At 61.9% G+C, this 25,581-nt stretch carries 20 protein-coding genes; 13 read left to right on the forward strand and 7 right to left on the reverse strand.

Going from position 1 to position 25,581, the window contains the following annotated elements; genetic code table 11:
• Positions 1 to 3 precede the first annotated feature (3 nt).
• The 9 genes from murD (at position 4) to lpxC (ending at position 10,489) form a co-directional block, all read left to right on the forward strand.
• Entirely contained in the window at positions 4 to 1,350 is a 1,347-nt protein-coding gene (murD, locus tag ABTV29_RS04895; protein WP_433769069.1) for a UDP-N-acetylmuramoyl-L-alanine--D-glutamate ligase, read from the forward strand.
• The gene (gene ftsW / locus ABTV29_RS04900; RefSeq protein ID WP_433769070.1) at positions 1,347 to 2,564 is read left to right on the forward strand and encodes a putative lipid II flippase FtsW; all 1,218 of its coding nucleotides are present in this window, start codon (positions 1,347 to 1,349) and stop codon (positions 2,562 to 2,564) included. The genes murD and ftsW overlap by 4 nt, the downstream gene beginning before the upstream one ends.
• Positions 2,554 to 3,624 (forward strand): undecaprenyldiphospho-muramoylpentapeptide beta-N-acetylglucosaminyltransferase, encoded by a 1,071-nt coding sequence (murG, locus tag ABTV29_RS04905; protein WP_433769071.1) that lies wholly within the window; start codon positions 2,554 to 2,556, stop codon positions 3,622 to 3,624. The genes ftsW and murG overlap by 11 nt, the downstream gene beginning before the upstream one ends.
• A complete protein-coding gene (gene murC, locus ABTV29_RS04910; RefSeq protein ID WP_433769072.1) occupies positions 3,617 to 5,077 on the forward strand; it encodes a UDP-N-acetylmuramate--L-alanine ligase in 1,461 nt (486 codons plus the stop codon). Before murG ends, murC begins: the two co-directional genes overlap by 8 nt.
• The gene (locus tag ABTV29_RS04915; protein WP_433769073.1) at positions 5,074 to 6,054 is read left to right on the forward strand and encodes a D-alanine--D-alanine ligase; all 981 of its coding nucleotides are present in this window, start codon (positions 5,074 to 5,076) and stop codon (positions 6,052 to 6,054) included. The genes murC and ABTV29_RS04915 overlap by 4 nt, the downstream gene beginning before the upstream one ends.
• 4 nt (positions 6,055 to 6,058) lie before the next feature.
• On the forward strand, positions 6,059 to 6,925 hold the full coding sequence (locus ABTV29_RS04920) for a cell division protein FtsQ/DivIB (RefSeq protein ID WP_433769074.1): 867 nt from the start codon (positions 6,059 to 6,061) through the stop codon (positions 6,923 to 6,925).
• Between the two features lie 15 nt (positions 6,926 to 6,940).
• A complete protein-coding gene (gene ftsA / locus ABTV29_RS04925; RefSeq protein WP_110964796.1) occupies positions 6,941 to 8,200 on the forward strand; it encodes a cell division protein FtsA in 1,260 nt (419 codons plus the stop codon).
• Positions 8,201 to 8,271: 71 nt separating this feature from the next.
• Entirely contained in the window at positions 8,272 to 9,465 is a 1,194-nt protein-coding gene (gene ftsZ / locus ABTV29_RS04930; protein ID WP_433769075.1) for a cell division protein FtsZ, read from the forward strand.
• 112 nt (positions 9,466 to 9,577) lie between these two features.
• The gene (gene lpxC / locus ABTV29_RS04935) at positions 9,578 to 10,489 is read left to right on the forward strand and encodes a UDP-3-O-acyl-N-acetylglucosamine deacetylase (protein ID WP_110964794.1); all 912 of its coding nucleotides are present in this window, start codon (positions 9,578 to 9,580) and stop codon (positions 10,487 to 10,489) included.
• A gap of 62 nt (positions 10,490 to 10,551) precedes the next feature.
• On the opposite strand, the gene ABTV29_RS04940 is transcribed toward lpxC, so the two are convergent.
• From ABTV29_RS04940 to ABTV29_RS04970, 7 genes are all read right to left on the reverse strand, one after another.
• Complete coding sequence (locus ABTV29_RS04940) at positions 10,552 to 12,051, reverse strand: diguanylate cyclase (protein WP_433769076.1); 1,500 nt, start codon at positions 12,049 to 12,051, stop codon at positions 10,552 to 10,554.
• A 288-nt stretch (positions 12,052 to 12,339) separates the two neighbouring features.
• The gene (locus tag ABTV29_RS04945) at positions 12,340 to 12,564 is read right to left on the reverse strand and encodes a hypothetical protein (protein WP_433771746.1); all 225 of its coding nucleotides are present in this window, start codon (positions 12,562 to 12,564) and stop codon (positions 12,340 to 12,342) included.
• A 286-nt stretch (positions 12,565 to 12,850) separates the two neighbouring features.
• Positions 12,851 to 14,215, reverse strand: a complete 1,365-nt coding sequence (locus ABTV29_RS04950) for a heavy metal sensor histidine kinase (RefSeq protein ID WP_433769077.1) — start codon at positions 14,213 to 14,215, stop codon at positions 12,851 to 12,853.
• On the reverse strand, positions 14,205 to 14,882 hold the full coding sequence (locus tag ABTV29_RS04955; RefSeq protein WP_433769078.1) for a heavy metal response regulator transcription factor: 678 nt from the start codon (positions 14,880 to 14,882) through the stop codon (positions 14,205 to 14,207). Before ABTV29_RS04955 ends, ABTV29_RS04950 begins: the two co-directional genes overlap by 11 nt.
• A 9-nt stretch (positions 14,883 to 14,891) precedes the next feature.
• Positions 14,892 to 17,996, reverse strand: a complete 3,105-nt coding sequence (locus ABTV29_RS04960; protein WP_433769079.1) for a multidrug efflux RND transporter permease subunit — start codon at positions 17,994 to 17,996, stop codon at positions 14,892 to 14,894.
• Positions 17,993 to 19,153, reverse strand: coding sequence for an efflux RND transporter periplasmic adaptor subunit (locus ABTV29_RS04965; protein ID WP_433769080.1), 1,161 nt, complete (start codon positions 19,151 to 19,153; stop codon positions 17,993 to 17,995). Before ABTV29_RS04965 ends, ABTV29_RS04960 begins: the two co-directional genes overlap by 4 nt.
• Before the next feature lie 252 nt (positions 19,154 to 19,405).
• Positions 19,406 to 20,374, reverse strand: a complete 969-nt coding sequence (locus ABTV29_RS04970) for a LysR family transcriptional regulator (protein WP_433769081.1) — start codon at positions 20,372 to 20,374, stop codon at positions 19,406 to 19,408.
• 274 nt (positions 20,375 to 20,648) lie between these two features.
• Here ABTV29_RS04970 and ABTV29_RS04975 point away from each other — a divergent pair, with 274 nt between their 5' ends.
• The 4 genes from ABTV29_RS04975 (at position 20,649) to ABTV29_RS04990 (ending at position 25,559) form a co-directional block, all read left to right on the forward strand.
• On the forward strand, positions 20,649 to 22,148 hold the full coding sequence (locus ABTV29_RS04975; protein ID WP_433769082.1) for an efflux transporter outer membrane subunit: 1,500 nt from the start codon (positions 20,649 to 20,651) through the stop codon (positions 22,146 to 22,148).
• 140 nt (positions 22,149 to 22,288) lie between these two features.
• A complete protein-coding gene (locus ABTV29_RS04980; protein ID WP_433769083.1) occupies positions 22,289 to 24,481 on the forward strand; it encodes an FUSC family protein in 2,193 nt (730 codons plus the stop codon).
• Positions 24,471 to 24,671 carry a DUF1656 domain-containing protein gene (locus tag ABTV29_RS04985; RefSeq protein ID WP_433769084.1) on the forward strand — a complete coding sequence of 67 codons (201 nt, stop codon included), beginning with the start codon at positions 24,471 to 24,473 and terminating at the stop codon, positions 24,669 to 24,671. The genes ABTV29_RS04980 and ABTV29_RS04985 overlap by 11 nt, the downstream gene beginning before the upstream one ends.
• A gap of 24 nt (positions 24,672 to 24,695) precedes the next feature.
• Complete coding sequence (locus tag ABTV29_RS04990) at positions 24,696 to 25,559, forward strand: efflux RND transporter periplasmic adaptor subunit (RefSeq protein ID WP_433769085.1); 864 nt, start codon at positions 24,696 to 24,698, stop codon at positions 25,557 to 25,559.
• Positions 25,560 to 25,581: the final 22 nt, after the last annotated feature.

The following is a 25,581-nucleotide window of genomic DNA, read 5'->3' on the forward strand; positions in this document are numbered from 1 at the left end:
CCCGTGTCTCTGATCGCTTCTGACCACTTCCGCATCGTTGTCGGCCTCGGCAAGAGCGGCATGTCCCTGGTTCGCTTCCTGGCGAACCGGGGCGTGGCGTTTGCCGTGGCCGATACGCGGGAAAATCCACCGGAACTGGCCACGCTCAAGCGTGACTATCCGCACGTGGAAGTGCGTTGTGGCGAGCTGGATGTCGAATTCCTGTGCCGTGCCGACGAGCTCTACGTGAGCCCCGGCCTGGCGTTGGCGACTCCGGCCCTGCAGGCTGCTGCTGCCCGTGGCGTGAAACTGTCCGGCGACATAGAGCTGTTCGCGCGTAATGCGAAGGCGCCGATCGTGGCCATCAGCGGTTCCAACGCGAAGAGCACCGTGACCACCCTGGTCGGCGAAATGGCGGCCGCGGCCGGCAAGCGTGTCGCTGTCGGCGGCAACCTCGGTACGCCGGCGCTGGACCTGCTGCGCGACGACGTCGAGCTTTACGTGATGGAACTGTCGAGTTTCCAACTGGAAACCACCGACCAGCTCAACGCCGAAGTCGCGACCGTGCTCAACATCAGTGAAGACCACATGGACCGCTATAGTGGTCTGCCGGCCTATCACCTGGCCAAGCATCGGATCTTCCGTGGCGCGAAGCAATTCGTGGTCAACCGCCAGGATGCCCTCAGTCGTCCGCTGATGGGTGAGAACCAGCCCTGCTGGACCTTCGGCCTGACCAAACCGGACTTCAAGGCCTTCGGTCTTCGTGAAGAAGACGGCGAGAAGTACCTGGCCTTCGAATTCCAGAACCTGATGCCGGTACGCGAGTTGAAGATTCGCGGCGCCCATAACCAATCCAACGCCTTGGCGGCACTGGCGCTCGGCCACGCTGTCGGCCTGCCGTTCGATGCCATGTTGTCGGCCCTGCGCAATTTCGCCGGGCTGGAGCACCGTTGCCAGTGGGTTCGTGACCTGGACGGCGTCGGCTATTACAACGATTCCAAAGCCACCAACGTCGGCGCCGCCCTGGCTGCCATCGAAGGTCTGGGCGCGGACATCGACGGCAAGATCGTGCTGATCGCCGGTGGCGACGGCAAGGGTGCCGAATTCAAGGACCTGCGTGGTCCGGTCGCAGCCAACTGCCGCGCCGTCATTTTGATGGGGCGTGACTCCGACAAGATCGGTGAGGCCATTGGCGATGCTGTTCCGCTGATTCGCGCAGGCTCTCTGATCGAAGCCGTAGAACAATGCCGCGCCGCTGCCCAGCCAGGTGACGTGGTGCTGTTGTCGCCAGCCTGTGCCAGCTTCGACATGTTCAAGAATTACGAAGACCGTGGTCACCAGTTCGTCCAGGCAGTGGAGGGATTGGCATGAGCCTCAAGGGCATCATCAAGCCGTATCCATCGCCGCTGATTACCGGACGCGGTATCGATCTCGACTTCCCGATGCTCGCCGGTTGCCTGGCGCTGCTTGGCCTTGGCCTGATCATGATCGCCTCGGCGTCGACCGAGGTGGCGGCAGTGCAGTCGGGCAGCCCGCTGTATTACATGATTCGCCATTTGATCTACGTGGTACTGGGCCTTGGCGCCTGCATCGTCACGATGATGATTCCGATCGCCACCTGGCAACGCTTGGGCTGGATGATGCTGATTGGTGCCTTCGGCTTGCTGGTGATGGTGATCATCCCGGGCATCGGCCGTGAGGTGAACGGTTCGATGCGCTGGATCGGCTTCAGCTTCTTCAACGTGCAGCCTTCCGAAATCGCCAAGGTGTTCGTGGTGATTTACCTCGCCGGTTATCTGGTGCGCCGTCAGAAGGAAGTGCGTGAGAGCTGGATGGGCTTCTTCAAGCCGTTCATCGTGCTGCTGCCGATGGCGGGTCTTTTGCTGATGGAGCCGGACTTCGGCGCCACCGTCGTCATGATGGGCGCTGCAGCGGCGATGCTGTTCCTCGGCGGAGTGGGGCTGTTCCGTTTTTCCCTGATGGTGGTGCTGGCGGTCGGCGCGGTGGTGCTGCTGATTCAGATGCAGCCGTATCGAATGGCGCGTCTGACCAACTTTGCCGACCCTTGGGCTGACCAGTTCGGTGCCGGTTATCAGTTGTCCCAGGCATTGATCGCCTTCGGTCGCGGCGAGTGGCTGGGCGTGGGCCTGGGCAACAGCGTGCAGAAGCAGTTCTATCTGCCGGAAGCCCACACCGACTTCGTGTTCTCGGTACTGGCAGAAGAACTGGGCGCCGTGGGTTCCCTGTGCACGGTCGCGCTGTTCGTCTTCGTGTGTATTCGCGGCATGTACATCGGCCTGTGGGCGGAAAAAGCCAAGCAGTTTTTCGCCGCCTACGTCGCCTACGGCCTGTCGTTCCTGTGGATTGGTCAATTCCTGATCAACATCGGTGTGAACGTCGGCCTGCTGCCAACCAAGGGCCTGACTTTGCCGTTCCTCAGTTATGGCGGCAGTTCGTTGGTGATCTGCTGCGCCTGTCTCGGCTTGTTGCTGCGCATCGAGTGGGAGAGTCGAACTCACCTGGGCAGCGAAGAGATGGAATTCCATGAGAGCGACTTCGCCGAGGAGCCGAACCATGGGCGCTAACGTATTGATCATGGCTGGCGGCACCGGTGGCCATGTGTTCCCGGCGCTGGCCTGTGCCCGCGAGTTCCAGGCACGCGGATATACCGTGCACTGGCTCGGCACGCCGCGTGGCATCGAGAACGAGCTGGTGCCAATGTCTGGCATCGAATTGCACCGGATCAACGCCAGTGGGCTGCGGGGCAAGGGCAAGCTGTCGTTGCTCAAGGCGCCGTTCATGTTGCTCAAGTCGGTCTGGCAGGCACGGGCGATCATTCGCCGGTTGCGGCCGGTCTGCGTGGTCGGGTTTGGTGGTTATGTGACCGGCCCCGGCGGTGTTGCCGCCAAACTGGCCGGCGTGCCGGTGATCGTTCACGAGCAGAACGCAGTGGCCGGTACCGCCAATCGGTTGCTGGTGCCGTTGGCCGCCCGAGTCTGTGAAGCGTTCCCCGACACCTTTACCCTGTCGAGCAGCCGACGGACCACCGGTAACCCGGTGCGCCCGGAGCTGTTCCTCGAAACATCGCGACCCGCCCTGGGCGGTCGCAAGGCGCGTTTGCTGATCCTGGGCGGAAGCCTGGGGGCAGAGCCGTTGAACAAGTTGCTGCCTGAAGCCTTGTCGCAAGTCGCTCCCGACCTGCGCCCGGAAGTGTTTCATCAGGCCGGCAAAAACCACGATGAAGTCACTGCAGAGCGCTATCGCGCGGCTGGCGTCGAGGCGCAGGTGCAGCCTTTCATCAAAGACATGGCCCAAGCCTATGGCTGGGCCGACCTGGTGGTGTGTCGCGCAGGTGCGCTGACCATCAGTGAACTGGCTGCCGCCGGTCTGCCCTCGATGCTGGTGCCCTTGCCCCATGCGATCGACGATCACCAGACCCGTAACGCCGATTATTTGGCCCGCGAAGGCGCTGCCTTCCTGATGCCGCAAAGAACGACCGGTGCAGCGGATCTTGCCGCTCGCCTGACAGAGGTCCTGATGCAACCGCAACGACTGAACGATATGGCCACCGCGGCCCGCCGCCTGGCAAAACCCGATGCCACCCGTAACGTGGTCGATACCTGCCTGGAGGTGGCCCATGGTTGAGAATCAGAAAGCCATGCCACAACCGGAAATGCGCCGCATCCGCCGCATCCACTTCGTCGGGGTCGGCGGTGTGGGCATGTGCGGGATTGCCGAAGTGCTGTTGAACCTGGGCTACGAAGTGTCCGGTTCCGATCTGAAGGCTTCGCCGGTTACCGAGCGCCTGGAGTCCTTCGGTGCGCAGATTTTCATCGGCCACCGTGCAGAAAACGCCGCAGCGGCTGACGTGCTGGTGGTCTCGAGTGCCGTGAACACCTCCAACCCGGAAGTGGCCACCGCGCTGGAACGCCGCATCCCTGTAGTGCCGCGCGCCGAAATGCTGGCCGAGCTGATGCGCTATCGCCACGGCATCGCCGTCGCCGGCACCCACGGCAAAACCACCACCACCAGCCTCATCGCTTCGGTATTCGCCGCCGGTGGCCTGGACCCGACCTTCGTGATCGGTGGCCGTCTGAATGCCGCGGGCACCAACGCCCAACTCGGCACCAGCCGTTACCTGATCGCCGAGGCCGATGAAAGCGATGCCAGCTTCCTGCACTTGCAGCCGCTGGTCGCTGTGGTCACCAATATCGATGCCGACCACATGGCAACCTACGATGGTGACTTCAACAAGCTGAAGAAAACCTTCGTCGAATTCCTCCATAACCTACCGTTCTATGGTCTGGCCGTGGTCTGCCTGGACGATCCTGTCGTGCGGGAAATCCTGCCGCAGGTCAAGCGTCCGACCGTCACCTACGGTTTCGGCGAAGACTGCGACGTGCGCGCCATCAATGTACGCCAGCAGGGCATGCAGACCTTCTTTACCGTGCTGCGTCCGGATCGTGAGCCGCTGGATGTCTCGGTGAACATGCCGGGCAACCACAACGTACTCAACGCACTGGCAACCATTTGCATTGCCACCGACGAGGGCGTCAGCGATGAAGCCATCGTCCAGGGCCTGTCCGGGTTCCAGGGCGTTGGCCGACGCTTCCAGGTCTACGGCGAACTGCCGGTTGAAGGCGGCAATGTGATGCTGGTCGACGACTACGGCCACCATCCGACCGAAGTCGCGGCGGTGATCAAGGCCGTGCGCGGTGGCTGGCCGGAGCGTCGTCTGGTGATGGTCTACCAGCCGCACCGTTACAGCCGTACACGCGACCTTTACGACGACTTCGTCAATGTACTGGCCGACGCCAACGTCCTGCTGCTGATGGAAGTCTATCCAGCCGGCGAAGAGCCGATTCCGGGAGCCGACAGCCGCAAGCTGTGCAACAGCATTCGCCAGCGTGGTCAGCTCGACCCTATCTACATCGAGCGCGGAATCGATCTGGCGCCACTGGTCAAGCCGCTGCTGCGTGCCGGCGACATCCTGCTGTGCCAGGGTGCCGGTGACGTTGGCGGTCTCGCCCCGAGTTTGTTGAAGAGTCCGTTGTTCACCGGTGCCGTGGCTGCGCCGGTCGAGGGGAAGTTGAAATGACTGCTGCCTACGCCAAGCTCGTCTCCACTGTCGCACCGAAGGATTTCGGCCGCGTTGCCGTGCTGTTCGGCGGCAAGAGTGCCGAGCGCGAAGTGTCCCTGAAGTCGGGTAACGCTGTCCTCGAAGCGCTGAAAAGTGCCGGTGTGGATGCGTTCGGCCTCGACGTCGGCGACGACCTCTTGCAGCGTCTGCTGAACGAAAAAATCGACCGCGCCTTCATCATTCTCCACGGTCGTGGCGGTGAAGACGGCAGCATGCAGGGCCTGCTTGAATGCCTGGGCATTCCTTACACCGGCAGCGGCATCCTTGCCTCGGCGCTGGCCATGGACAAACTGCGCACCAAGCAGGTCTGGCACAGCCTGGGTATTCCGACGCCCCGTCATGCGGTATTGAGCAGCGAAGCCGACTGTATTTCCGCTGCTGCGGAACTGGGCTTCCCTTTGATCGTCAAACCGGCCCATGAAGGTTCAAGTATCGGGATGGCCAAAGTGACTTCCGCGTCCGAGTTGATCGACGCATGGAAAGCGGCCAGTACCTACGATTCGCAAGTGTTGGTCGAGCAATGGATTCAAGGTCCGGAGTTCACCATCGCCACCCTGCGTGACCAGGTGTTGCCTCCGATTGCCCTGGGCACGACCCACAGCTTCTACGACTACGACGCCAAGTACATCGCCAACGATACCCAGTACCGCATTCCGTGCGGGCTGGACAGTGCCAAGGAAAAGGAACTCATGGACCTCACGGCGAAAGCCTGTGAGGCGCTGGGTATCGCCGGTTGGGGCAGGGCGGACGTGATGCAGGACGCCGACGGGCAGTTCTGGTTCCTGGAAGTCAACACCGCGCCGGGCATGACCGATCACAGCCTGGTGCCGATGGCGGCCCGTGCCGCCGGCCTGGATTTCCAGCAACTGGTTCTGGCCATTCTGGCCGAGAGCGTTGGCCGCAACGCTGCCAGTAAGCAAGAGCCGCGAGGTTAAGACCATGCAAGGCGCACAGTTGAGACATCAGCCCCCCGCACCCGGCCGCAAGCCGGTGCCACGGGGTGCCAGCCGAATGGTGGCCAAAGAGCCGATGTCCGCGCGCCTGCCGAAAGCCAACTTCGGCTTTCTGAAAAGCCTGTTCTGGCCGGTGCTGCTGGTTGCATTGGGGTTCGGCACTTATGAAGGCGCACAGCGTTTGCTGCCGTACGCCGACCGGCCGATCACCAAAATCAATGTCCAGGGCGACTTGAGCTACATCAGCCAGCAGGCGGTGCAGCAGCGAATCGCCCCGTACGTGGCGTCGAGCTTTTTCACCATCGACCTGGAGAGCATGCGCACCGAGCTGGAACAGATGCCATGGATTGCCCACGCCGAAGTGCGGCGGGTATGGCCGGATCAGGTAGTGATTCGCCTGGAAGAGCAACTGCCGGTGGCTCGCTGGGGCGATGAATCGCTGTTGAACAACCAGGGTCAGGCGTTCACTCCGCGCGAGCTGGCCAATTACGAACACCTGCCGCAGCTGTTCGGCCCACAACGGGCTCAGCAGCAGGTGATGCAGCAATACCAGGTACTGAGTCAGATGCTCAGACCACTGGGCTTCTCCATCGCACGTTTGGAGTTGCGTGAACGAGGCAGTTGGTTCCTGACCACCGGCCCTGGCAGCGCGGGCCCCGGAATCGAGCTGCTGCTTGGACGCGGCAACCTGGTGGAAAAGATGCGCCGTTTCATTGCCATCTACGACAAGACGCTTAAAGAACAGATTACGAACATTGCGCGCATCGATCTGCGCTACGCCAACGGCCTAGCCGTTGGCTGGCGGGAACCTGTAGCGCCCCCGGCAGCCCAACCCGCTGTCGCGAAGAATTGAGAAGAGGCAGGACCCATGGCAAACGTGCAAAGCGGCAAAATGATCGTCGGTCTCGATATCGGCACCTCCAAGGTGGTGGCGCTGGTAGGCGAGGTCGAGGATAACGGCACGCTGAATATCGTCGGGATCGGTACGCACCCGTCCCGTGGCCTGAAGAAAGGCGTGGTGGTGAACATCGAGTCCACCGTTCAGTCGATCCAGCGTGCCATCGAAGAGGCACAGCTGATGGCCGGTTGCCGCATCCACTCGGCATTCGTTGGCGTGGCCGGCAATCACATCCGCAGCCTGAACTCCCACGGCATCGTGGCGATTCGGGATCGCGAAGTCAGCTCGGCCGACCTTGAGCGCGTCCTCGACGCCGCCCAGGCCGTGGCGATTCCGGCGGACCAACGCGTGCTGCACACCCTGCCGCAGGACTACGTGATCGATAACCAGGAAGGCGTTCGCGAGCCTTTGGGCATGTCCGGCGTGCGTCTGGAAGCCAAGGTCCACGTGGTCACCTGCGCCGTCAACGCTGCACAGAACATTGAAAAATGCGTGCGCCGCTGCGGCCTGGAAATCGACGACATCATTCTCGAGCAACTGGCGTCTGCGTACTCGGTACTGACCGATGACGAAAAAGAGCTCGGCGTGTGCCTGGTGGACATCGGCGGCGGCACCACCGACATCGCGATCTTCACCGAAGGCGCGATCCGTCACACCGCGGTGATCCCGATTGCCGGTGACCAGGTCACCAACGACATCGCCATGGCGTTGCGCACCCCGACCCAGTACGCCGAAGAAATCAAGATCCGCTACGCCTGCGCCCTGGCCAAGCTGGCCGGTGCCGGCGAAACCATCAAGGTGCCAAGCGTTGGCGACCGCCCTCCGCGCGAACTGTCCCGCCAGGCCCTGGCCGAGGTGGTCGAGCCGCGTTACGACGAGCTGTTCACGCTGATCCAGGCCGAGCTGCGTCGCAGCGGTTACGAAGACCTGATCCCGGCCGGCATCGTGCTGACCGGTGGTACGGCGAAGATGGAAGGCGCCACCGAACTGGCCGAGGAAATATTCCACATGCCGGTACGCCTGGGCGTGCCTCATGGCGTGAACGGTCTGGATGACGTGGTGCGCAACCCGATTTATTCCACTGGCGTTGGCCTGTTGATGTACGGCCTGCAGAAGCAATCCGATGGCATTTCGTTCTCGGGTATCGGCAGCCGCGACAACTACAGCAGCGAAGAGCCGAAAGGCGCCTTGCTCGATCGCATCAAGAGCTGGGTCCAGGGCAATTTCTGAAGATGTACCGCAGCACCGTTGTAGATACAGGCAGTAGGCGAAAAAACTAGAGAACGTAAAGGAGAGGGAAAATGTTCGAACTCGTAGACAACATCCCCGCAAGCCCGGTCATTAAAGTTATCGGCGTAGGCGGTGGCGGCGGCAACGCCGTTAATCACATGGTCAAGAGCAACATTGAAGGCGTCGAGTTCATCTGCGCCAACACTGATGCCCAGGCGCTGAAGAGCATCAGCGCGCGGACCATCCTGCAATTGGGTACCGGCGTGACCAAAGGTCTGGGCGCTGGCGCCAACCCTGAAGTAGGTCGTCAGGCCGCTCTCGAAGATCGTGAGCGCATTGCCGAAGTCCTGCAGGGCACCAACATGGTGTTCATCACCACTGGCATGGGCGGCGGTACCGGTACCGGTGCTGCGCCGATCATTGCCGAAGTGGCCAAGGAACTGGGCATCCTCACCGTTGCGGTGGTGACCCGTCCGTTCCCGTTCGAAGGCCGCAAGCGTATGCAGCTGGCCGACGAAGGCATTCGCCTGCTGTCCGAAAGCGTCGACTCGTTGATCACCATTCCCAACGAGAAGCTGCTGACCATCCTCGGCAAGGATGCAAGCCTGCTGTCGGCGTTCGCCAAGGCTGACGATGTACTGGCCGGTGCCGTTCGCGGTATCTCCGACATCATCAAGCGTCCGGGCATGATCAACGTCGACTTCGCCGACGTACGCACCGTGATGAGCGAAATGGGCATGGCGATGATGGGCACCGGCTGCGCCAGCGGTCCGAACCGCGCACGCGAAGCCACCGAAGCGGCCATCCGCAACCCGTTGCTCGAAGACGTGAACCTGCAAGGCGCACGCGGCATCCTGGTGAACATCACCGCCGGTCCTGACCTGTCCCTGGGTGAGTACTCCGACGTGGGTAGCATCATTGAAGCCTTCGCTTCCGAGCACGCCATGGTCAAGGTCGGTACCGTTATCGATCCGGACATGCGCGATGAGCTGCACGTCACTGTGGTTGCGACCGGTCTGGGCGCCAAGATCGAGAAGCCTGTAAAGGTCATCGACAACACCGTTCACACCTCGATGGCTCCACAGCCACAACAACAGGCCCCTGTTCGTCAGGAAGCTCCAGCGGTGAACTACCGTGACCTGGACCGTCCGACCGTCATGCGCAACCAGGCTCAGGCCGGTGCTGCGGCTGCCACGAAGATGAATCCGCAGGATGATCTGGACTACCTGGACATCCCGGCTTTCCTGCGTCGTCAGGCCGATTGATGAAATGTATCAGGGCTATGAAGGTGATTGGTGTTCAGCAAAGGCGTGGTCTGCTATCATCGCCAGCCTTTGTTGATACCAGTTCGCAAATTGCGCTGAAGCGGCCCAAGCCATGATTAAACAACGCACACTGAAAAATATTATCCGTGCCACAGGTGTAGGCCTGCATTCCGGGGAAAAGGTTTACCTGACCCTCAAGCCCGCACCGATCGACACCGGAATCGTCTTTCGCCGTGCCGACCTCGATCCTGTGGTCGAGATCCCGGCTCGTGCAGCCAACGTCGGCGAGACAACCATGTCGACGACGCTGGTCAACGGTGACGTGAAAGTGGATACGGTTGAGCACTTGCTTTCGGCCATGGCTGGCCTGGGCATCGATAACGCCTACGTCGAGCTCTCCGCGTCCGAAGTCCCGATCATGGATGGTAGCGCTGGACCCTTCGTATTTCTGATTCAATCGGCTGGCCTGGAAGAACAGGATGCAGCCAAGAAGTTCATCCGTATCCTGCGGGAAGTGACAGTGGAAGATGGCGACAAGCGCGCCACTTTCGTCCCTTTCGAAGGGTTCAAGGTGAGCTTCGAGATCGATTTCGATCACCCGGTATTCCGTAACCGCACACAAAGTGCAAGCGTGGACTTTTCCAGCACTTCGTTCGTAAAAGAAGTCAGCCGCGCCCGTACCTTTGGTTTCATGAGTGACATCGAGTACCTGCGCAAGCACAACCTCGCACTCGGCGGCAGCGTTGAAAACGCGATCGTGGTCGATTCGGATGGTGTACTGAACGAAGACGGCCTTCGCTATGAAGACGAATTCGTGAAGCACAAGATCCTCGATGCAATTGGTGACCTCTACCTGCTGGGCAATAGCCTGATTGGTGAGTTCAAGGGCTTCAAGTCCGGCCACGCACTGAACAACCAGCTGCTGCGCAAGTTGATTGAGCAGACAGATGCCTGGGAAGTCGTGACCTTTGAAGACGCCAGCACTGCACCGATTTCTTACATGCGTCCTGTTGCGGCCGTGTAAGTAAAAAACCTCTCTAGTTTTTTAAAGGCTACCTTCGGGTGGCCTTTTTTTATGCCTGCTTTTCACGCGCTAACCACTTGGTTTCGCCCCCCATCCTTGGCCTGATACAGCGCCTTGTCCGCCAAAAACAGCAACTGCTCAAGGCTGATGTCACTGGCGGTGGTCCAGGTGCTGATGCCGATGCTGACGGTCATCGGCTGCTTATCGCCTGTAACCGGCGGCAACTTTTCCACCTGTTCGCGGATGCGCTCGGCGATCTGTCGAGCACCATCATTGCCGGTTTCGGCCAGGATCACCGAAAACTCCTCGCCGCCGTAGCGGGCCACCAGGTCGGTCGGGCGATGGACGTTGGTGCCAATGACCTCGGCCAGTGAGCGCAAGGCTTCGTCGCCAGCCGCGTGTCCATGACGATCGTTGAAGGCCTTGAAGTGGTCGGCATCGATCATCAGCACCGACATTGGCTTGCCGGAGCGCTGCGCGCGGAACCACTCGTGGCGTAGGGTCTGATCCAGGGTTCGGCGGTTGGCTACGCCAGTCAGTGCATCGGTGGCGGCCAGTTGCTCCAGTTCCTTCTCGATGCAGTGACGCAGGCGTAGTTCGCGGCAGAGCAGCCAGGTCAGCCACAGCAACGCCAGGCACAGAACCCCGGTTGCGCCGCTGATGACAATGGCCGTGCGCTTCCAGGTGGCGAATACTTCATCAGCGGACAGCGCAACGATCACCGTCAGCGGCAGGTTGCCGACCCGGCTGAACGTATACAGGCGTTGCCGCTGGTCCACGCTCGACACACTGTCAAAGCTGCCGCTACGCTCCTGCAACATACGCACAACATTGGGCCGGCCAGCATAGCTTTTGCCGATCGAGCTGCCTTGCAGAAACGGCTTCTGAGCCAGCAGCATGCCATCGTCATTGATGATGGCCAGGGTGCTGTCGGTGCCAACGTCCAGGCTGTTGAATAACTGTTCGAAGTACTCCAGGCGCATCGAGGCTACCGCGACGCCCAAAAACTCGCCGCTTGCCGAGGAAATACGCCGGCTGAAGCTGATTTGCCATTCGTCGCTGTACTCGCATTCGCAGCGGGCCTTGTACGGGCGGCTGATGAACAGGCCGGCGTCGCGGTTGAAGGCATGGGCGAGGAAATATTCCCGATCGGCGAAGTTGCCCGGTTTGGGCTCGATCAATGAGGAGTCGGCGAGCACTTCACCATGCTTGTCGAGCAACAGAATGTCGCTCTTGAAGCGTGCCGTGACGGAGCGGTCAAAGAGCACCAGTTGCCGTACTTCGGCCGACACCTGCTTGAGATCATCCCGCTGCGAGGCGGCAATCAAGCCTTGCAGGGTCAGGTCATAGAGCTCAACCGTGCGCAGTACATCGGCGTCGATCAACTGCGCGATGGTGGTCGCACTGCGTGTGGCTGCTTGCTGAGCGTTGGCGTGTTCGCGAATCAGCAGGAAGGTGACGATGGCGAGAATCGCGATGACGGTCAGGCTGCTGCCGAGGATCACCAGGAGCTCGGGCCGCCCGGCGCTGACTGAACGATGTGGGGTACGGCGTGCGGTCATGGGGCTGATGTCTGCGGGAGTGACTGAGTAAGCGTAGTCCCATCCCCCGTCTTCTGTAGGAGCGAGCTTGCTCGCGATGGAGGACAGAGCACCGCGGAGTGTCAGGCAGCGAGCGTTAACGTTGACGACCATCGCGAGCAAGCTCGCTCCTACAGGGATAGACCCATATCGTTGCGGGGGCAGTAATAACAGGCAAAAAAAAGCCGCTGACGGGAGCGGCTTGGAAGACAATTTTCACGGGAAAGAGCCGATGAAAATGTCAGGAGAAAATGGAGCAGTGCGCGTGGATCAACTGTCTTTCTGAGCATCGGTTGCGGACTGAGTGCTGGATGCCTGCGGAGCTTGAGTGGCTTGCTGGGCCTTGGCCGTCATTTCGTTCTGGTACTCCTCGTAGGCCGCGGCGCGTGCGGCGTTCTGCGCGACGAAGGCCTGCGATTCTTCAGCCATGGCGAAAGGAGAAACGATCAAAGCGGACAAAACGAAAGCGCTGGCAATACCCATACTGTTGGACATCTTTAAAACCTTCTTGCTTGGCAAGTGCTGTTTGGTGCGAGCAAAGATAAGGATGTCGGGCGGAGGGAAAAAGAGCGGATTCATGAAAGGACTATTACGCAAAAAGCAAAAGTTGCCTGCGGATCGTTCCCACGCTCTGCTTTGGAATGCCTCAACGGACGCTCTGCGTTCGGCTCTGAATGGGACGCAGAGCGTCCCGGGCTGCATTCCCACGAGGAGCGTGGGAACGATCAAAGAACCGGGGTGATGCAATCGCGAGCAGGCTCGCTCCCACAATGGAAGAGGGTCAGACCGGCAGATGAATCCCGAAGGTATTCATGCCGTGATCACTGCGCACAAACACATCCCCGCCGTGCATCAATGCAATCGCCTTGACGATCGCCAGCCCCAGGCCATGGTTGTGGCCGCTGTTGCTGCGCGAGGCGTCGACCCGGTAGAAGCGTTCGAACAAGCGTGACAGGTGTTCGCGGGCAATCGGCGAACCGGGGTTGGCGACGCCGATACTGACCTGATGTTCTCCGGTTTCAATTCGTACCTGGATCACCTGACCGGGCTCGGTGTGTTGCACTGCGTTGTTCAGCAGGTTGATCAACGCCCGACGCAGGTGCGCGATTTCGATTTGCACCTGGGCGTCGCCGCTGACCTGTACCTTAACTTGGGCATCTTCGAGGATGAAATCCAGGTACTCCAGGGTCGTCGCGACCTCATCGGCCAGGGACGTAGAGGTGAGTTTGGTGGCCTTGCTGCCCTGGTCCGCGCTGGCAAGGAACAGCATGTCGTTGATGATCGAGCGCAGTCGCTCCAGCTCTTCGAGGTTCGATTGCAGGACCTCGAAATAATGCTCCGCCGAGCGTCCACGGGTCAGCGCCACCTGGGTCTGGCCAATCAGGTTGGTCAGTGGCGAGCGCAGTTCATGGGCGACGTCGGCGTTGAAGGATTCCAGCCGTGAGTAGGCCTGTTCGACCCGCTCAAGAGTGGCGTTGAACGAGTTGACGAACTGATTCAACTCCGGCGGCAGCGGCGAGAGTCGCAAGCGTCCGGAACGCAACGGCGGCGCCAGGCGCTGGGCCTCCTGGGACAGTTTGATCAGCGGCTTGAGGCCGATCCGCGCCACCCAGTAACCCAGGGCCGAGGCCAGCACCACGCCGACAATCGCCAGGCTGATCAGGGCGATCAGCAATTGGTGCTGAGTCTGGAAAAACGTCTCGGTATCGATGCCGATCATGAAACGCAGCGGTGGCCGTTGATCCTTGGCCGGGAACTGGCTGACCAGCACTTTCAGCGGGTAAGGCTGACCGGGCAGGTTCATGTCGCGCATGCCCAGCGGGCCTTGGGCGAACTCACGGATCTGCGGTGTCAGGTTGCCGTATTCGTAGTGTGGATCGCCGCTGGTGATCCAGAAGCTGATGCGCTTGTCTTCCTCGCCCAGCAGCTTGAGCTTGTTGTTGATCTTGACCCAATGCTCCGGCGTGCCGTAACGGCCGACCGTAGATTCGAGCACGCTGTAGCGCGCATCCAGCTCCGCCTCGGGCAGCAAGCCCAGGCCTTTGTCGACCTGCTGATACAGCGCCCAGCCGATCAACAGGAACACCACAAGCGCCACCAGCGTGAACATCCCGCTCAGGCGCAAGGCAATGCTGTTACCGGACACCGCGACTCTCCAGCACATAACCCATGCCACGGATCGTGTGCAGCAGTTTTTCATCGAACGGCCCGTCGAGCTTGGCCCGCAGTCGCTTGATCGCGACTTCGACGACATTGGCGTCACTGTCGAAATTGATGTCCCAGACCATTTCGGCAATCGCCGTTTTCGACAGAATTTCACCCTGACGACGGGCCAGCACACTGAGCAGCGAAAACTCCTTGGCGGTCAGGTCCAGGCGGGTGCCGGCGCGGGTGGCCTTGCGGCTGATCAAATCTATCCACAGGTCGGCGATGCTCACTTGCACCGGTTCGTGGCCGCCGCTGCGGCGTGTCAGCGCTTGCAGGCGGGCCACCAGTTCGAGGAAGGAAAAGGGTTTGCCCAGGTAATCGTCGGCACCGTCGCGCAGGCCCTTGATGCGGTCTTCGACCCGCTCGCGGGCGGTGAGCATGATCACCGGCGTTTGCTTGCGCGCACGCAGGGCGCGCAGTACGCCGAAGCCATCGAGGCCCGGCAGCATCACGTCGAGGACGATCACCGCGTAGTCGCTTTCCAGCGCCATGTGCAGGCCTTCCACGCCGTCGCGGGCCAGGTCCACGGTGTATCCCTGTTCCGTGAGGCCACGGTGCAGGTAGTCCGCGGTTTTTTCCTCGTCTTCGATAATCAGAACGCGCATGACCCTGCCTCAGTCTGTGGTCGCCAGCGCCGATGCGGGCGCCGTTTTTTCAGGTCGATGGAATAGCCGTTCCAGCCATAAGTATATGACCGGCGTGGTGAACAACGTCAGCATCTGGCTCACCAGCAGGCCGCCCACCACCGCGATCCCCAGGGGTTGGCGCAGCTCGGCGCCGGTGCCATAGCCGAGCATCAGCGGCAGGGCGCCGAGCAGGGCGGCGAGGGTGGTCATGATGATCGGCCGGAACCGTGTGAGGCAGGCCTGGAAGATTGCTTCTTCCGCTGGCAGGCCACCTTTGCGCTGCGCTTCCAGGGCGAAGTCGATCATCAGGATGCCGTTTTTCTTCACGATGCCGATCAGCAGCACCAGGCCGATCAGCGCCATGATCGAAAAGTCCTGGCCGCAAGCCCACAGCATGATCACCGCCCCGAGCCCCGCCGCGGGCAGGGTCGAGATGATGGTCAGCGGGTGCACGAAGCTCTCGTAGAGCACGCCGAGAATGATGTACACCGCCACCAGCGCCGCGAGGATCAGCCATGGCTGGCTGGCCAGCGAACTCTGGAACGCCTGGGCCGCGCCCTGGAAGTTGCCGCTGATCGCCACCGGCATGCCGATGTCGGTCTTGGCCTGGTTGAGCATGATCACCGCATCGCCCAGTGCCACGCCGGGCGCCAGGTTGAACGACAGGTTGGCGGCCGGGAACATGCCGTCGTGGGCGATGGACAGCGGGCCCACGGTGGGGGCATCGAACCGCGCCAGTGCCGACAGCGGCACCATCTCACCGCTCAGCGGCGAGCGCAGGTAGAAGTAATTGAGGCTTTCCGCCTTGCCGCGCTGTTTGGTGTCCAGTTCCAGGATCACGTTGTACTGGTTGACCTGCGTCTGGAATTCGTTGATCTGGCGCTGGCCGAAGGCATCGTACAGCGCTTCGTCGACATCGCTGGCGGTCAGGCCGAAGCGTGCCGCGGCGCTGCGATCGATGCTGATGTGGGTGATGCTGCCGCCCAGTTGCAAGTCGTTGGAAACGTCGCGGAAGGCCGGGTTGCCGCGCAGTTTTTCCGTCAGGCGCTGGGTCCAGGTGCTCAGCACCGCACCGTCGTTGCTCTTGAGCACGTACTGATACTGGGCACGGCTCGGGCCGGAACTGAGGTTGATGTCCTGGCCGGCGCGCAAGTACAGGACGATGCCCGGGATTTTCATCAGTTGCGGGCGAATCCGGTCGATGAACTCACTGGCTGACACATCGCGCTCACTACGTTTTTTCAGGGCGATCCAGAAACGGCCGTTGGCGATGGTCTGGTTGCTGCCCGACACCCCGACCGAGTGCGAGAACGCCTGGACCGCGGGATCGGCGGCGACGATTTCGGCCATCGCCAGGTGTTTTTTCACCATGTCGCCGTAGGAAATATCCGCAGCCGCTTCGGTTGTCCCGAGGACGAAACCGGTGTCCTGCACCGGGAAAAAGCCTTTGGGGATGAACACGTATCCACCAACGGCCAGCGCCACCGACAGGCCAAAGATGCCGAGCATCAGCTTCTGGTGGGCGAGGGCACGGCGCAGGCCTTTCTCATAGAGGTCCAGCAGGCGCTCGCCGAAGCCTTTTTTGCCATGGGCATCATGCACCGGGGCGCGCATGAACAGCGCCGCCAGGGTGGGCGCCAGCGTCAGCGAGACCACCACCGAAATCAGGATGGTCGAGGTGGCCGTCAGGGCGAATTCCTTGAACAAACGCCCGACCACACCGCCCATGAACAGCAGCGGAATGAACGCTGCCACCAGCGAGAAACTGATCGACACCACGGTGAAGCCGATTTCCCCGGCGCCTTTGATCGCGGCCTCGCGCATGCCGTCGCCGGCCTCCAGATGCCGGTGAATGTTCTCCACCACCACGATCGCATCGTCGACCACGAAGCCCACGGCGACCACGATCGCCACCAGCGTCAGGTTGTTCAAACTGAAGCCCATGACATACATCAGGGCGAAACTGGCGACCAGCGAAACACCGAGCACCGCCGATACAATCAGGGTCGCCGACAACTGGCGCAGGAACAGGGCCATCACCGCCACCACCAGCATGATCGCGATCAGCAGGGTGATTTCCACTTCATGCAGCGAGGCGCGAATGGTCTGGGTGCGGTCGATCAGCGTCTTGACCTGGACCGAGGCCGGCAGCATCGCTTCCAGGCCCGGCAGCGCCGCCTGGATGCGATCCACGGTCTCGACGATGTTGGCCCCCGGCTGGCGAAAGATCACCAGGTTGACCCCCGGCTGTGTGCCCGCCCAGGCCTGGACGTAGGCATCTTCCGAACCGTTGACCACTTTGGCCACGTCCTTGAGATGGACCGGTGCCCCGTCCTTGTAGGAAACGATCAGCTGGCTGTAGTCCTCGGGGTGGAACAGTTGATCGTTGGTCGAGAGCGTCGAAATGCTCGACTCCCCGTACAGCGCACCCTTGGCCAGGTTGAGGCTGGTCTGCTGGATCGCCAGGCGAATGTCCGCCAGGGTCAGGCCGATGGCCGCCAGTTTGTCCGCCGAGACCTGTACGCGAATCGCCGGACGTTGCTGACCGGTAATGTTGACCTGGCCTACACCGTCGATCTGACTGATCTGACGGGACAACAGGGTTTCCGTCAGGTCACTGAGCTCGGGGCCGGGCATCAGCGACGAGTTGACGCTGAGGATCAAGACCGGGCTGTCGGCCGGGTTGACCTTGCGCCAGGTCGGCAGGTTCGGCATGTCCTTGGGCAGCTTGCCGGCGGCGGTGTTGATCGCCGCCTGCACTTCCTGGGCGGCGGTATCGATGCTCTTGTCGAGGGTGAATTGCAGGGTCAGGTTGGTCGAGCCCAGGGCGCTGCTGGAGGTCATCTGGGTCACGCCGGGGATGGCGCTGAACTGCACCTCAAGTGGCGTGGCCACCGAAGAGGCCATGGTTTCCGGGCTGGCGCCAGGCAGTTGCGCGGCCACCTGGATGGTCGGGAATTCCGCTTCGGGCAATGGCGCCACCGGCAGGCGCGGGAAGGCGATGACGCCCAGCAGCACCAGGGCAAATGTCAGCAGTACCGTGGCGACCGGATGGTCGATGCACCAAGCGGAAACCGAACCGTGGCCTTTCATTGCTCGGCCTCCGATTGCACCACCTGCGCCGGATCGGTCAGCACTTGCACCGTGGAGCCGGGCTTGAGCCGCGACTGGCCGTCGCTGACCAGCACGTCACCCGGTTTCACGCCCTTGATGATGTTCTGGCCGCTGCTCTGGTAAACCATCTCCACCGGCACCGTCTCCACCTTGTCGCCCTGGACCCGGTAAACGAAAGGCTGATCGAGGCCACGTTGTACGACGGTGGGCGGTACGACCAGCGCATCCTTATCGAGGGCCGTCTGAATCTTTACCGTCACCAGCAGGCCCGGCCAGAGCTTCTGGCCGGCGTTGTTGAATTCAGCCTTGGCACGGATGGTCCCGGTGTTGGCGTTGATCTGGTTGTCGATCAGGGTCAGGTGGCCTTCGCCCAGCAGATTGCCGGTTTCGCCGTCGGTGTCGGCGCCGATGTAAGCCTTGACCCTGGCGTGTTGCGGGTCGTTGATCAGGCCCTGCAGGGTCGGCAGCATGTGCTGCGGCAGGGAGAACTCCACGGCAATCGGGTCGATCTGGGTCACCGTGAACAGGCCCTGAGCGTCGCTCATGCGCAGGAAGTTGCCTTCATCCACCGTGCGAATGCCGACGCGGCCGGTGACCGGGGAGCGAATCTGCGTGTAGGAAAGTTGTACTTGAGCCGCATCAATCGACGCCTGGTTGCCTTCGGCGGTGGCCTTGAGCTGGTTGACCAGCGCCTGTTGCTGGTCGTAGGTCTGTTTCGAAACACCGTCGTCGACGCTCAGCAGCTTGTAGCGCTTGAGGTTGACCAGCGCCACTTGCAACTGCGCCTGGCTTTGGCCCAGTTGCGCACGGGCCTGGTCGAGGTTGGCGCGGATGGTGCGGTCGTCGATGGTGGCCAGCAGGTCGCCCTTGTTCACCAGTTGGCCTTCCTTGACCATGATTTTTGTCAGGATGCCGTCGATCTGCGGACGGACCACGACGCTGTGCAGCGACAGCACCGAGCCGATGCCGCTGACGTAGCGAGGGACGTCTTTTTCGGTGACGGCAACCACGCGCACGGGGATGGCACTGGGCGCCGCGAGCCTGGCCTTGGCGGGTTTGGTGGCATACCACAGGCCCAGCGCTGCCAGGAGGATCAGAAGGGCGACGAGCAGGGCGGGTTTGTGCTGGATTCGCATGCGAGAGAAGCGCCAGGGCAGGGGATCGGGGAAATTTGTATCTTCCTTTATAAACCTGTTTGGGGGTCAGGAAGGTGACTGCTAACTGACGGCGCTGTCAGTTTCGTCTGCGAGTAGGCGCTTTTGCTTTTTTTGTAGGAGCGAGCTTGCTCGCGATGGACGTCAACGATAACGCGGGCTGCCTGAATGACAGCGTTGCTCAGTCGTTTTTTCGCGAGCAAGCTCGCTCCTACAGTGGCTAAAAGCCGCTCATCAATCGGCCACCCGAGCCCCCGCCAGGCTTCCGCTCAATTCATAAGCGGCCAATTCCGCCTGATGCGCCGCCAGCAGCTCCGGCAGCGACCCACGCAGGTATTCCACCCAGGTCTTGATCTTCGCATCCAGGTACTGCCGCGACGGGTAGATCGCGTACAGGTTCAGCTCCTGCGAGCGGTACTTGGGCATCATCCGCACCAACGAGCCGTTGCGCAGGCCGTCGATTGCGGCGTACAGCGGCAGCACGCCAACACCCATGCCGCTGATGATCGCGGTTTTCATGGCGTCGGCGGAGTTCACCAGGAAGGGCGAGCTGTTGATGGTGACCATTTCCTGGCCATCGGGACCGTCGAACGCCCATTTTTCCAGGGGGATGACCGGGCTGACCAGGCGCAGGCAGGCGTGGTTGAGCAGGTCGCTGGGTTTTTGTGCGCAGCCGTTGGCTTTGACGTAGGCCGGGGAGGCGCAAACGATGCTGTAGGTGATGCCCAGGCGCTGGGAGACGAAGCCCGAGTCGGGCAGTTCGCTGGCGAGCACGATGGACACGTCGTAGCCCTCGTCCAGCAGGTCCGGGACGCGGTTGGCCAGGGTCAGGTCGAAGGTCACGTCCGGGTGGGTCTTGCGGTAGCGGGCGATGGCGTCGATGACGAAGTGCTGGCCGATACCGGTCATGGTGTGCACTTTCAGTTGCCCGGCCGGGCGGGCGTGGGCGTCGCTGGCCTCGGCTTCTGCCTCTTCGACGTAGGCCAGGATTTGTTCGCAGCGCAGCAGGTAGCGCTTGCCGGCTTCGGTCAGGGCGATGCGTCGGGTCGTTCGGTTGAGCAGACGGGTTTGCAGGTGGGCTTCCAGGTTGGAGACCGCGCGCGAGACGTTGGCGGTGGTGGTGTCCAGTTGCACGGCGGCGGCGGTGAAGCTGCCGGCCTCGGCCACGTAACTGAAGGCGCGCATGTTTTGCAATGTGTCCATGGGGTGCTCTCGGGTTCGATGGCAAATTGTGACACGAAGTTTCAGAGTCTGAGACCCCGACCAAGGGATTATCGCGTTAACGGTAACAAAGATTCACAGGAATCCCACCTTATCGCCATTCCGGACGCCCCATAGAATTGCGCCGATCCCTGTAGGAGCAAAGCTTGCTCGCGATGGGTTCACCAAGGTCTTTCAGGTCCACCGCGGTGATGCCATCGCGAGCAAGCTTTGCTCCTACAGGTTCCAGCCTTATTTTCCCCAGGAATCTTCAGCAGTGCCGCGTCGCATCAGCAGAGCGCTCGAGTCGCTCAGTGTTTTGGCTTTAACCCTGGCAATCAGCGGCTGCATCGGAACCGGAGGTATTGCCCCGCAGGGCAAGGCGCTGGAGGCCGATTCGCTGGCCACCGACGAAGCCATCCAGAGCGCCGCTCAAGATGCGCACTGGCCGACGGCCCAATGGTGGCAGGCTTATGGCGATCCGCAACTGAGCCGCTGGATCGACCTCGCCGTACAAGGCAGCCCGAGCCTGGCCATGGCCGCCGCCCGGGTGCGCCAGGCCAAGGCCATGGCGGGCGTTGCCGAATCCGCCGAATCGTTGCAGATCAACGGCGAGTCCACCCTCAAGCGCCACAACTGGCCCACCGATCAGTTCTATGGCCCCGGCGACCTGGCCAACTCCACCACCTGGGACAACAATGCGGCGCTGGGCTTCAGTTACGCCCTCGACCTTTGGGGCCGCGAAAGCAACAACACCGAGCGCGCGGTGGACATGGCCCACATGACGGTGGCCGAAGCACGCCAGGCCCAGCTCGAATTGCAGAACAACATCGTGCGCGTCTACATCGAGCTCTCGCTGCAATACGCGCAGCGGGACATCGTCGAAGCGACTCTCAAGCAGCAACAGCAGATCCTCGATCTGGCGCAAAAACGCTTGAACGGCGGCATCGGCACCCATTTCGAAGTCAGCCAGGCGCAGACGCCGTTGCCTGAAACCCATCGGCAGATCGATGCCCTGGACGAAGAAATCGCCCTGAGCCGCAATCAGCTGGCCGCGCTGGCAGGTAAAGGGCCGGGTGAAGGCGCGCAATTGCAACGACCGACCCTGTCGCTGGGCGCGGCGCTGAAATTGCCGTCGTCGTTGCCTGCGCAATTGCTCGGCCAACGCCCGGACGTGGTCGCCAGTCGTTGGCAAGTGGCGGCGCAGGCCCGCGGCATTGATGTGGCGCACGCCGGTTTCTATCCCAACGTCGATCTGGTCGGCAGCCTGGGCTACATGGCCACCGGCGGCGGGGCGCTGGAGTTCCTGACCGGCAAGAAACTCAACTACAGCGTGGGGCCGGCGATTTCCCTGCCGATTTTCGACGGCGGGCGTTTGCGCGCCGAACTGGGCGAAGCCTCGGCCGGGTATGACATCGCCGTGGCCAAGTACAACCAGACGCTGGTCAACGCGCTGAAGAACATCTCCGATCAGTTGATCCGCCGCGAGTCGATGGACAAGCAGCAAGCCTTCGCCGCCGAGTCGGTGGCCACGGCGCAGAAGACCTACGACATCGCGATGATCGCCTACCAGCGCGGGCTCACCGACTACCTCAACGTGCTCAATGCCCAGACCCTGTTGTTCAAACAACAGCAGGTGCAGCAGCAGGTACAGGCGGCGCGGTTGAGTGCCCATGCCGAACTGGTGACGGCGCTCGGCGGTGGATTGGGCGCGGGCAACGACGTGCCCAAAGACAGCCAGACAGCTGCGCCGACAACCCCGGTCCTTCTACGTTGAATACAAGCCCCTGTGGGAGCGAGCCTGCTCGCGATTGCGGTCTGACATTCAACATTGATGTCGACTGACACTCCCTCATCGCGAGCAGGCTCGCTCCCACAGGTTGCAAGTTGCCACAGAACTTTACTGAGCAGGATTCCATGACCCCCTTGCCCGCACCTCTGCGCTGGCTGTATTCCCTCGAATGGCGCCGGGGGTTCTTCGACTGGGCGCGCAGCGATGGCGTGACCTGGGTCTACATCTTCAAGGTGCTGATCGCCGCCTTCCTGACGCTCTGGCTGGCCATGCGCCTGGAATTGCCGCAACCGCGCACGGCGATGATTACCGTGTTCATTGTCATGCAGCCGCAAAGTGGCCAGGTGTTCGCCAAGAGTTTCTATCGCTTCCTCGGCACCCTGGCCGGGTCGACGGTGATGGTGGCGCTGATTGCCCTGTTCGCGCAGAACACCGAACTGTTCCTTGGTGCGCTGGCGATCTGGGTCGGCATCTGCACGGCGGGCGCGGCGCGCAGTCGCAACTTCCGCGCCTACGGATTCGTGCTGGCCGGCTACACCGCGGCGATGGTCGGCTTGCCGGCGCTGGCCCATCCCGACGGCGCGTTCATGGCGGCGGTATGGCGGGTGCTGGAAATTTCCCTGGGGATTCTCTGCTCGACCCTGGTCAGCGCCGCGATCCTGCCGCAAACCTCCAGTGCCGCCATGCGCAACGCCTTGTACCAGCGCTTCGGCGTGTTCGCCCTGTTCGTCACCGACGGCTTGCGCGGGCGCAGCAAACAGGAGGCGTTCGAGGCCGGCAACGTGCGCTTCATCGCCGAAGCGGTGGGCCTGGAAAGCCTGCGCAGCGTCACCGTGTTCGAAGACCCGCACATGCGCCGGCGTAACGGTCGACTCAGTCGGCTGAACAGCGAGTTCATGGGCATCAGCACCCGCTTCAATGCCTTGCATCAGTTGCTCGAACGCCTGCGCGGCAGTTGCAGCGAGCACGCGGCTGCCGCGATCAAACCGGGCCTGCAGGACCTGGCCGAAGTGCTCGACGGCTTCAGCGGCCGTGCCTTGACCAGTGCCGATGCGGTGCGACTGGTCACGGCGCTGACCGCCTACAAGGAAGGGCTGCCGGCGCGGGTGCGCAGCCTGCGGGCGACCTTTCAGGCGAGCCAGCCGAGCGACGCCGAACTGCTGGATTTCCATACGGCCTACGAACTGCTCTATCGCTTCGTCGACGACTTGCACAGTTATGCACAGACCCACGCGTCCCTGGCCGATCACAGCCACGAGCGCGAACTTTGGGATGAACCCTTCACCCCGCAGACCAACTGGCTGGCGGCTGCCGCGTCGGGCATTCGTGCGTCGTTCATTCTGCTGGTGCTGGGCAGCTATTGGGTGGCCACCGCATGGCCGAGCGGGGCGACCATGACCCTGGTGGCCGCTGCCACCGTGGGCCTGTCCGCCGCCACGCCGAACCCCAAACGCATGTCGTTCCAGATGGCCTGCGGCACCTTTCTCGGGGCGCTGATCGGTTTCGCCGAGATGTTTTTCATCTACCCGTGGATCGACGGTTTCCCCCTGTTGTGCATGGTGCTCGCGCCGGTATTCGTGCTCGGCGCCTTCCTCGCCTCGCGGCCGCAATATGCCGGGGTCGGGGTCGGGTTGCTGATTTTCTTCAGCATCGGTTCGGTGCCGGACAACCTCACGGTCTACAACCCCTACACCTTTATCAACGACTACATCGCCATGGTGATCGGCATGCTGGTGTGCGCGGCGGCGGGGGCAATCATTCTGCCGCCCAACAGCCGCTGGTTGTGGCGCCGGCTGGAGCAGGATCTGCGTGGCCAGGTGGTGTACGCCATCAGTGGCAAGCTCAAGGGCCTGGCTTCGAGTTTTGAAAGCCGCACGCGCGACCTCGTGCATCAGGCCTACGGCTTCGCAGCGGGGCAGCCGCAGGTGCAGCGCAATTTGCTGCGCTGGATGTTCGTGGTGCTGGAGGTGGGGCACGCGATCATCGAGTTGCGCAAGGAACAGGCGACACTGCCGGTGCACCCGGCCTATGCCGAATCCCAGCCCTGGCGCCAGTCGATCCGCGTGATGGGGCGTGCACTGGTGCGGCTGTTCCTGCAACCGGGCCAAAGCAACCTGGAGCGCGCACTGGTGGCGGTCGATCACGCGATCAGCCGCGTGCAAGCCACCGATGAACCCTTCGCCCCGCATTTCGACACATCGGCGCTGCGCCGGGTGAAGAGCTACCTGCACTTCATCCGCACCTCGCTGCTGGACCCGCAATCGCCACTGTCCCGCTACAGCCCGGCCAAGCCCCAAGGACTTGAACATGCCCCGTGAAATCGCCTTCCACGGCGTGTACATGCCGACCATGACCCTGATGTTTCTGATTGCGGCTCTGCTTGCCTGGGGGCTGGACCGGTTTCTTTCCGGGCTGGATCTGTACCGCTTCTTCTGGCACCCGGCGCTGCTGCGCCTGAGTCTGTTTACCTGTCTGTTCGGCGCCATGGCGCTGACTGTTTACCCGTGACTCTCTAACACTGAGAACGCCCTGATGAAAAAGCTTTTCAGCCTGCTCGCGACCCTGTTGGTGCTGGCTCTTGCGATTTGGATCGGCCGCACCCTCTGGGTGCATTACATGGAAACCCCGTGGACCCGCGATGGCCGTGTGCGCGCCGACATCATCAACGTCGCAGCCGACGTGACCGGCGAAGTGGTGAACGTGCCGGTACGCGATAACCAGTTGGTGAAGAAGGGCGACCTGCTGATGCAGATCGACCCCGAGCACTATCGTCTGGCGGTGAAGCAGGCGCAGTCCCTGGTGGCTTCGCGCAAGGCCACATGGGAGATGCGCAAGGTCAACGCCCATCGCCGCGCGGACCTGGACAACCTGGTGATCTCCAAGGAAAACCGCGATGACGCCAGCAACATCGCCGACTCGGCCCTGGCCGACTATCAACAGGCCCAGGCGCAACTGGAAGCCGCCGAGCTCAACCTCAAGCGCACCGAAGTCCGGGCGGCGGTGGACGGTTACGTGACCAACCTGAATGTGCATCGCGGCGACTATGCGCGCTTCGGCGAAGCGAAAATGGCCGTGGTCGATATGAACTCGTTCTGGGTCTATGGCTTCTTCGAAGAAACCAAGCTGCCCCACGTACGGGTGGGCGACAAGGCCGACATGCAGTTGATGAGCGGCGAAGTGCTCAAGGGCCATGTGGAAAGCATTTCCCGCGGGATCTACGACCGCGACAACCCGGAAAGCCGCGAGCTGATCGCCGACGTGAACCCGACCTTCAACTGGGTGCGCCTGGCGCAACGGGTGCCGGTGCGGATTCACATCGATGAAGTGCCGGAGGGTGTGCTGCTGGCGGCGGGGATTACCTGCACGGTGGTGGTCAAGCAAGGTGATGGGGCGTAACCCATTCCCCTGTAGGAGCGAG

It is taken from the genome of Pseudomonas putida (assembly GCF_050989985.1).
GTDB classification, from domain to species: Bacteria; Pseudomonadota; Gammaproteobacteria; order Pseudomonadales; family Pseudomonadaceae; genus Aquipseudomonas; species Aquipseudomonas putida_AI.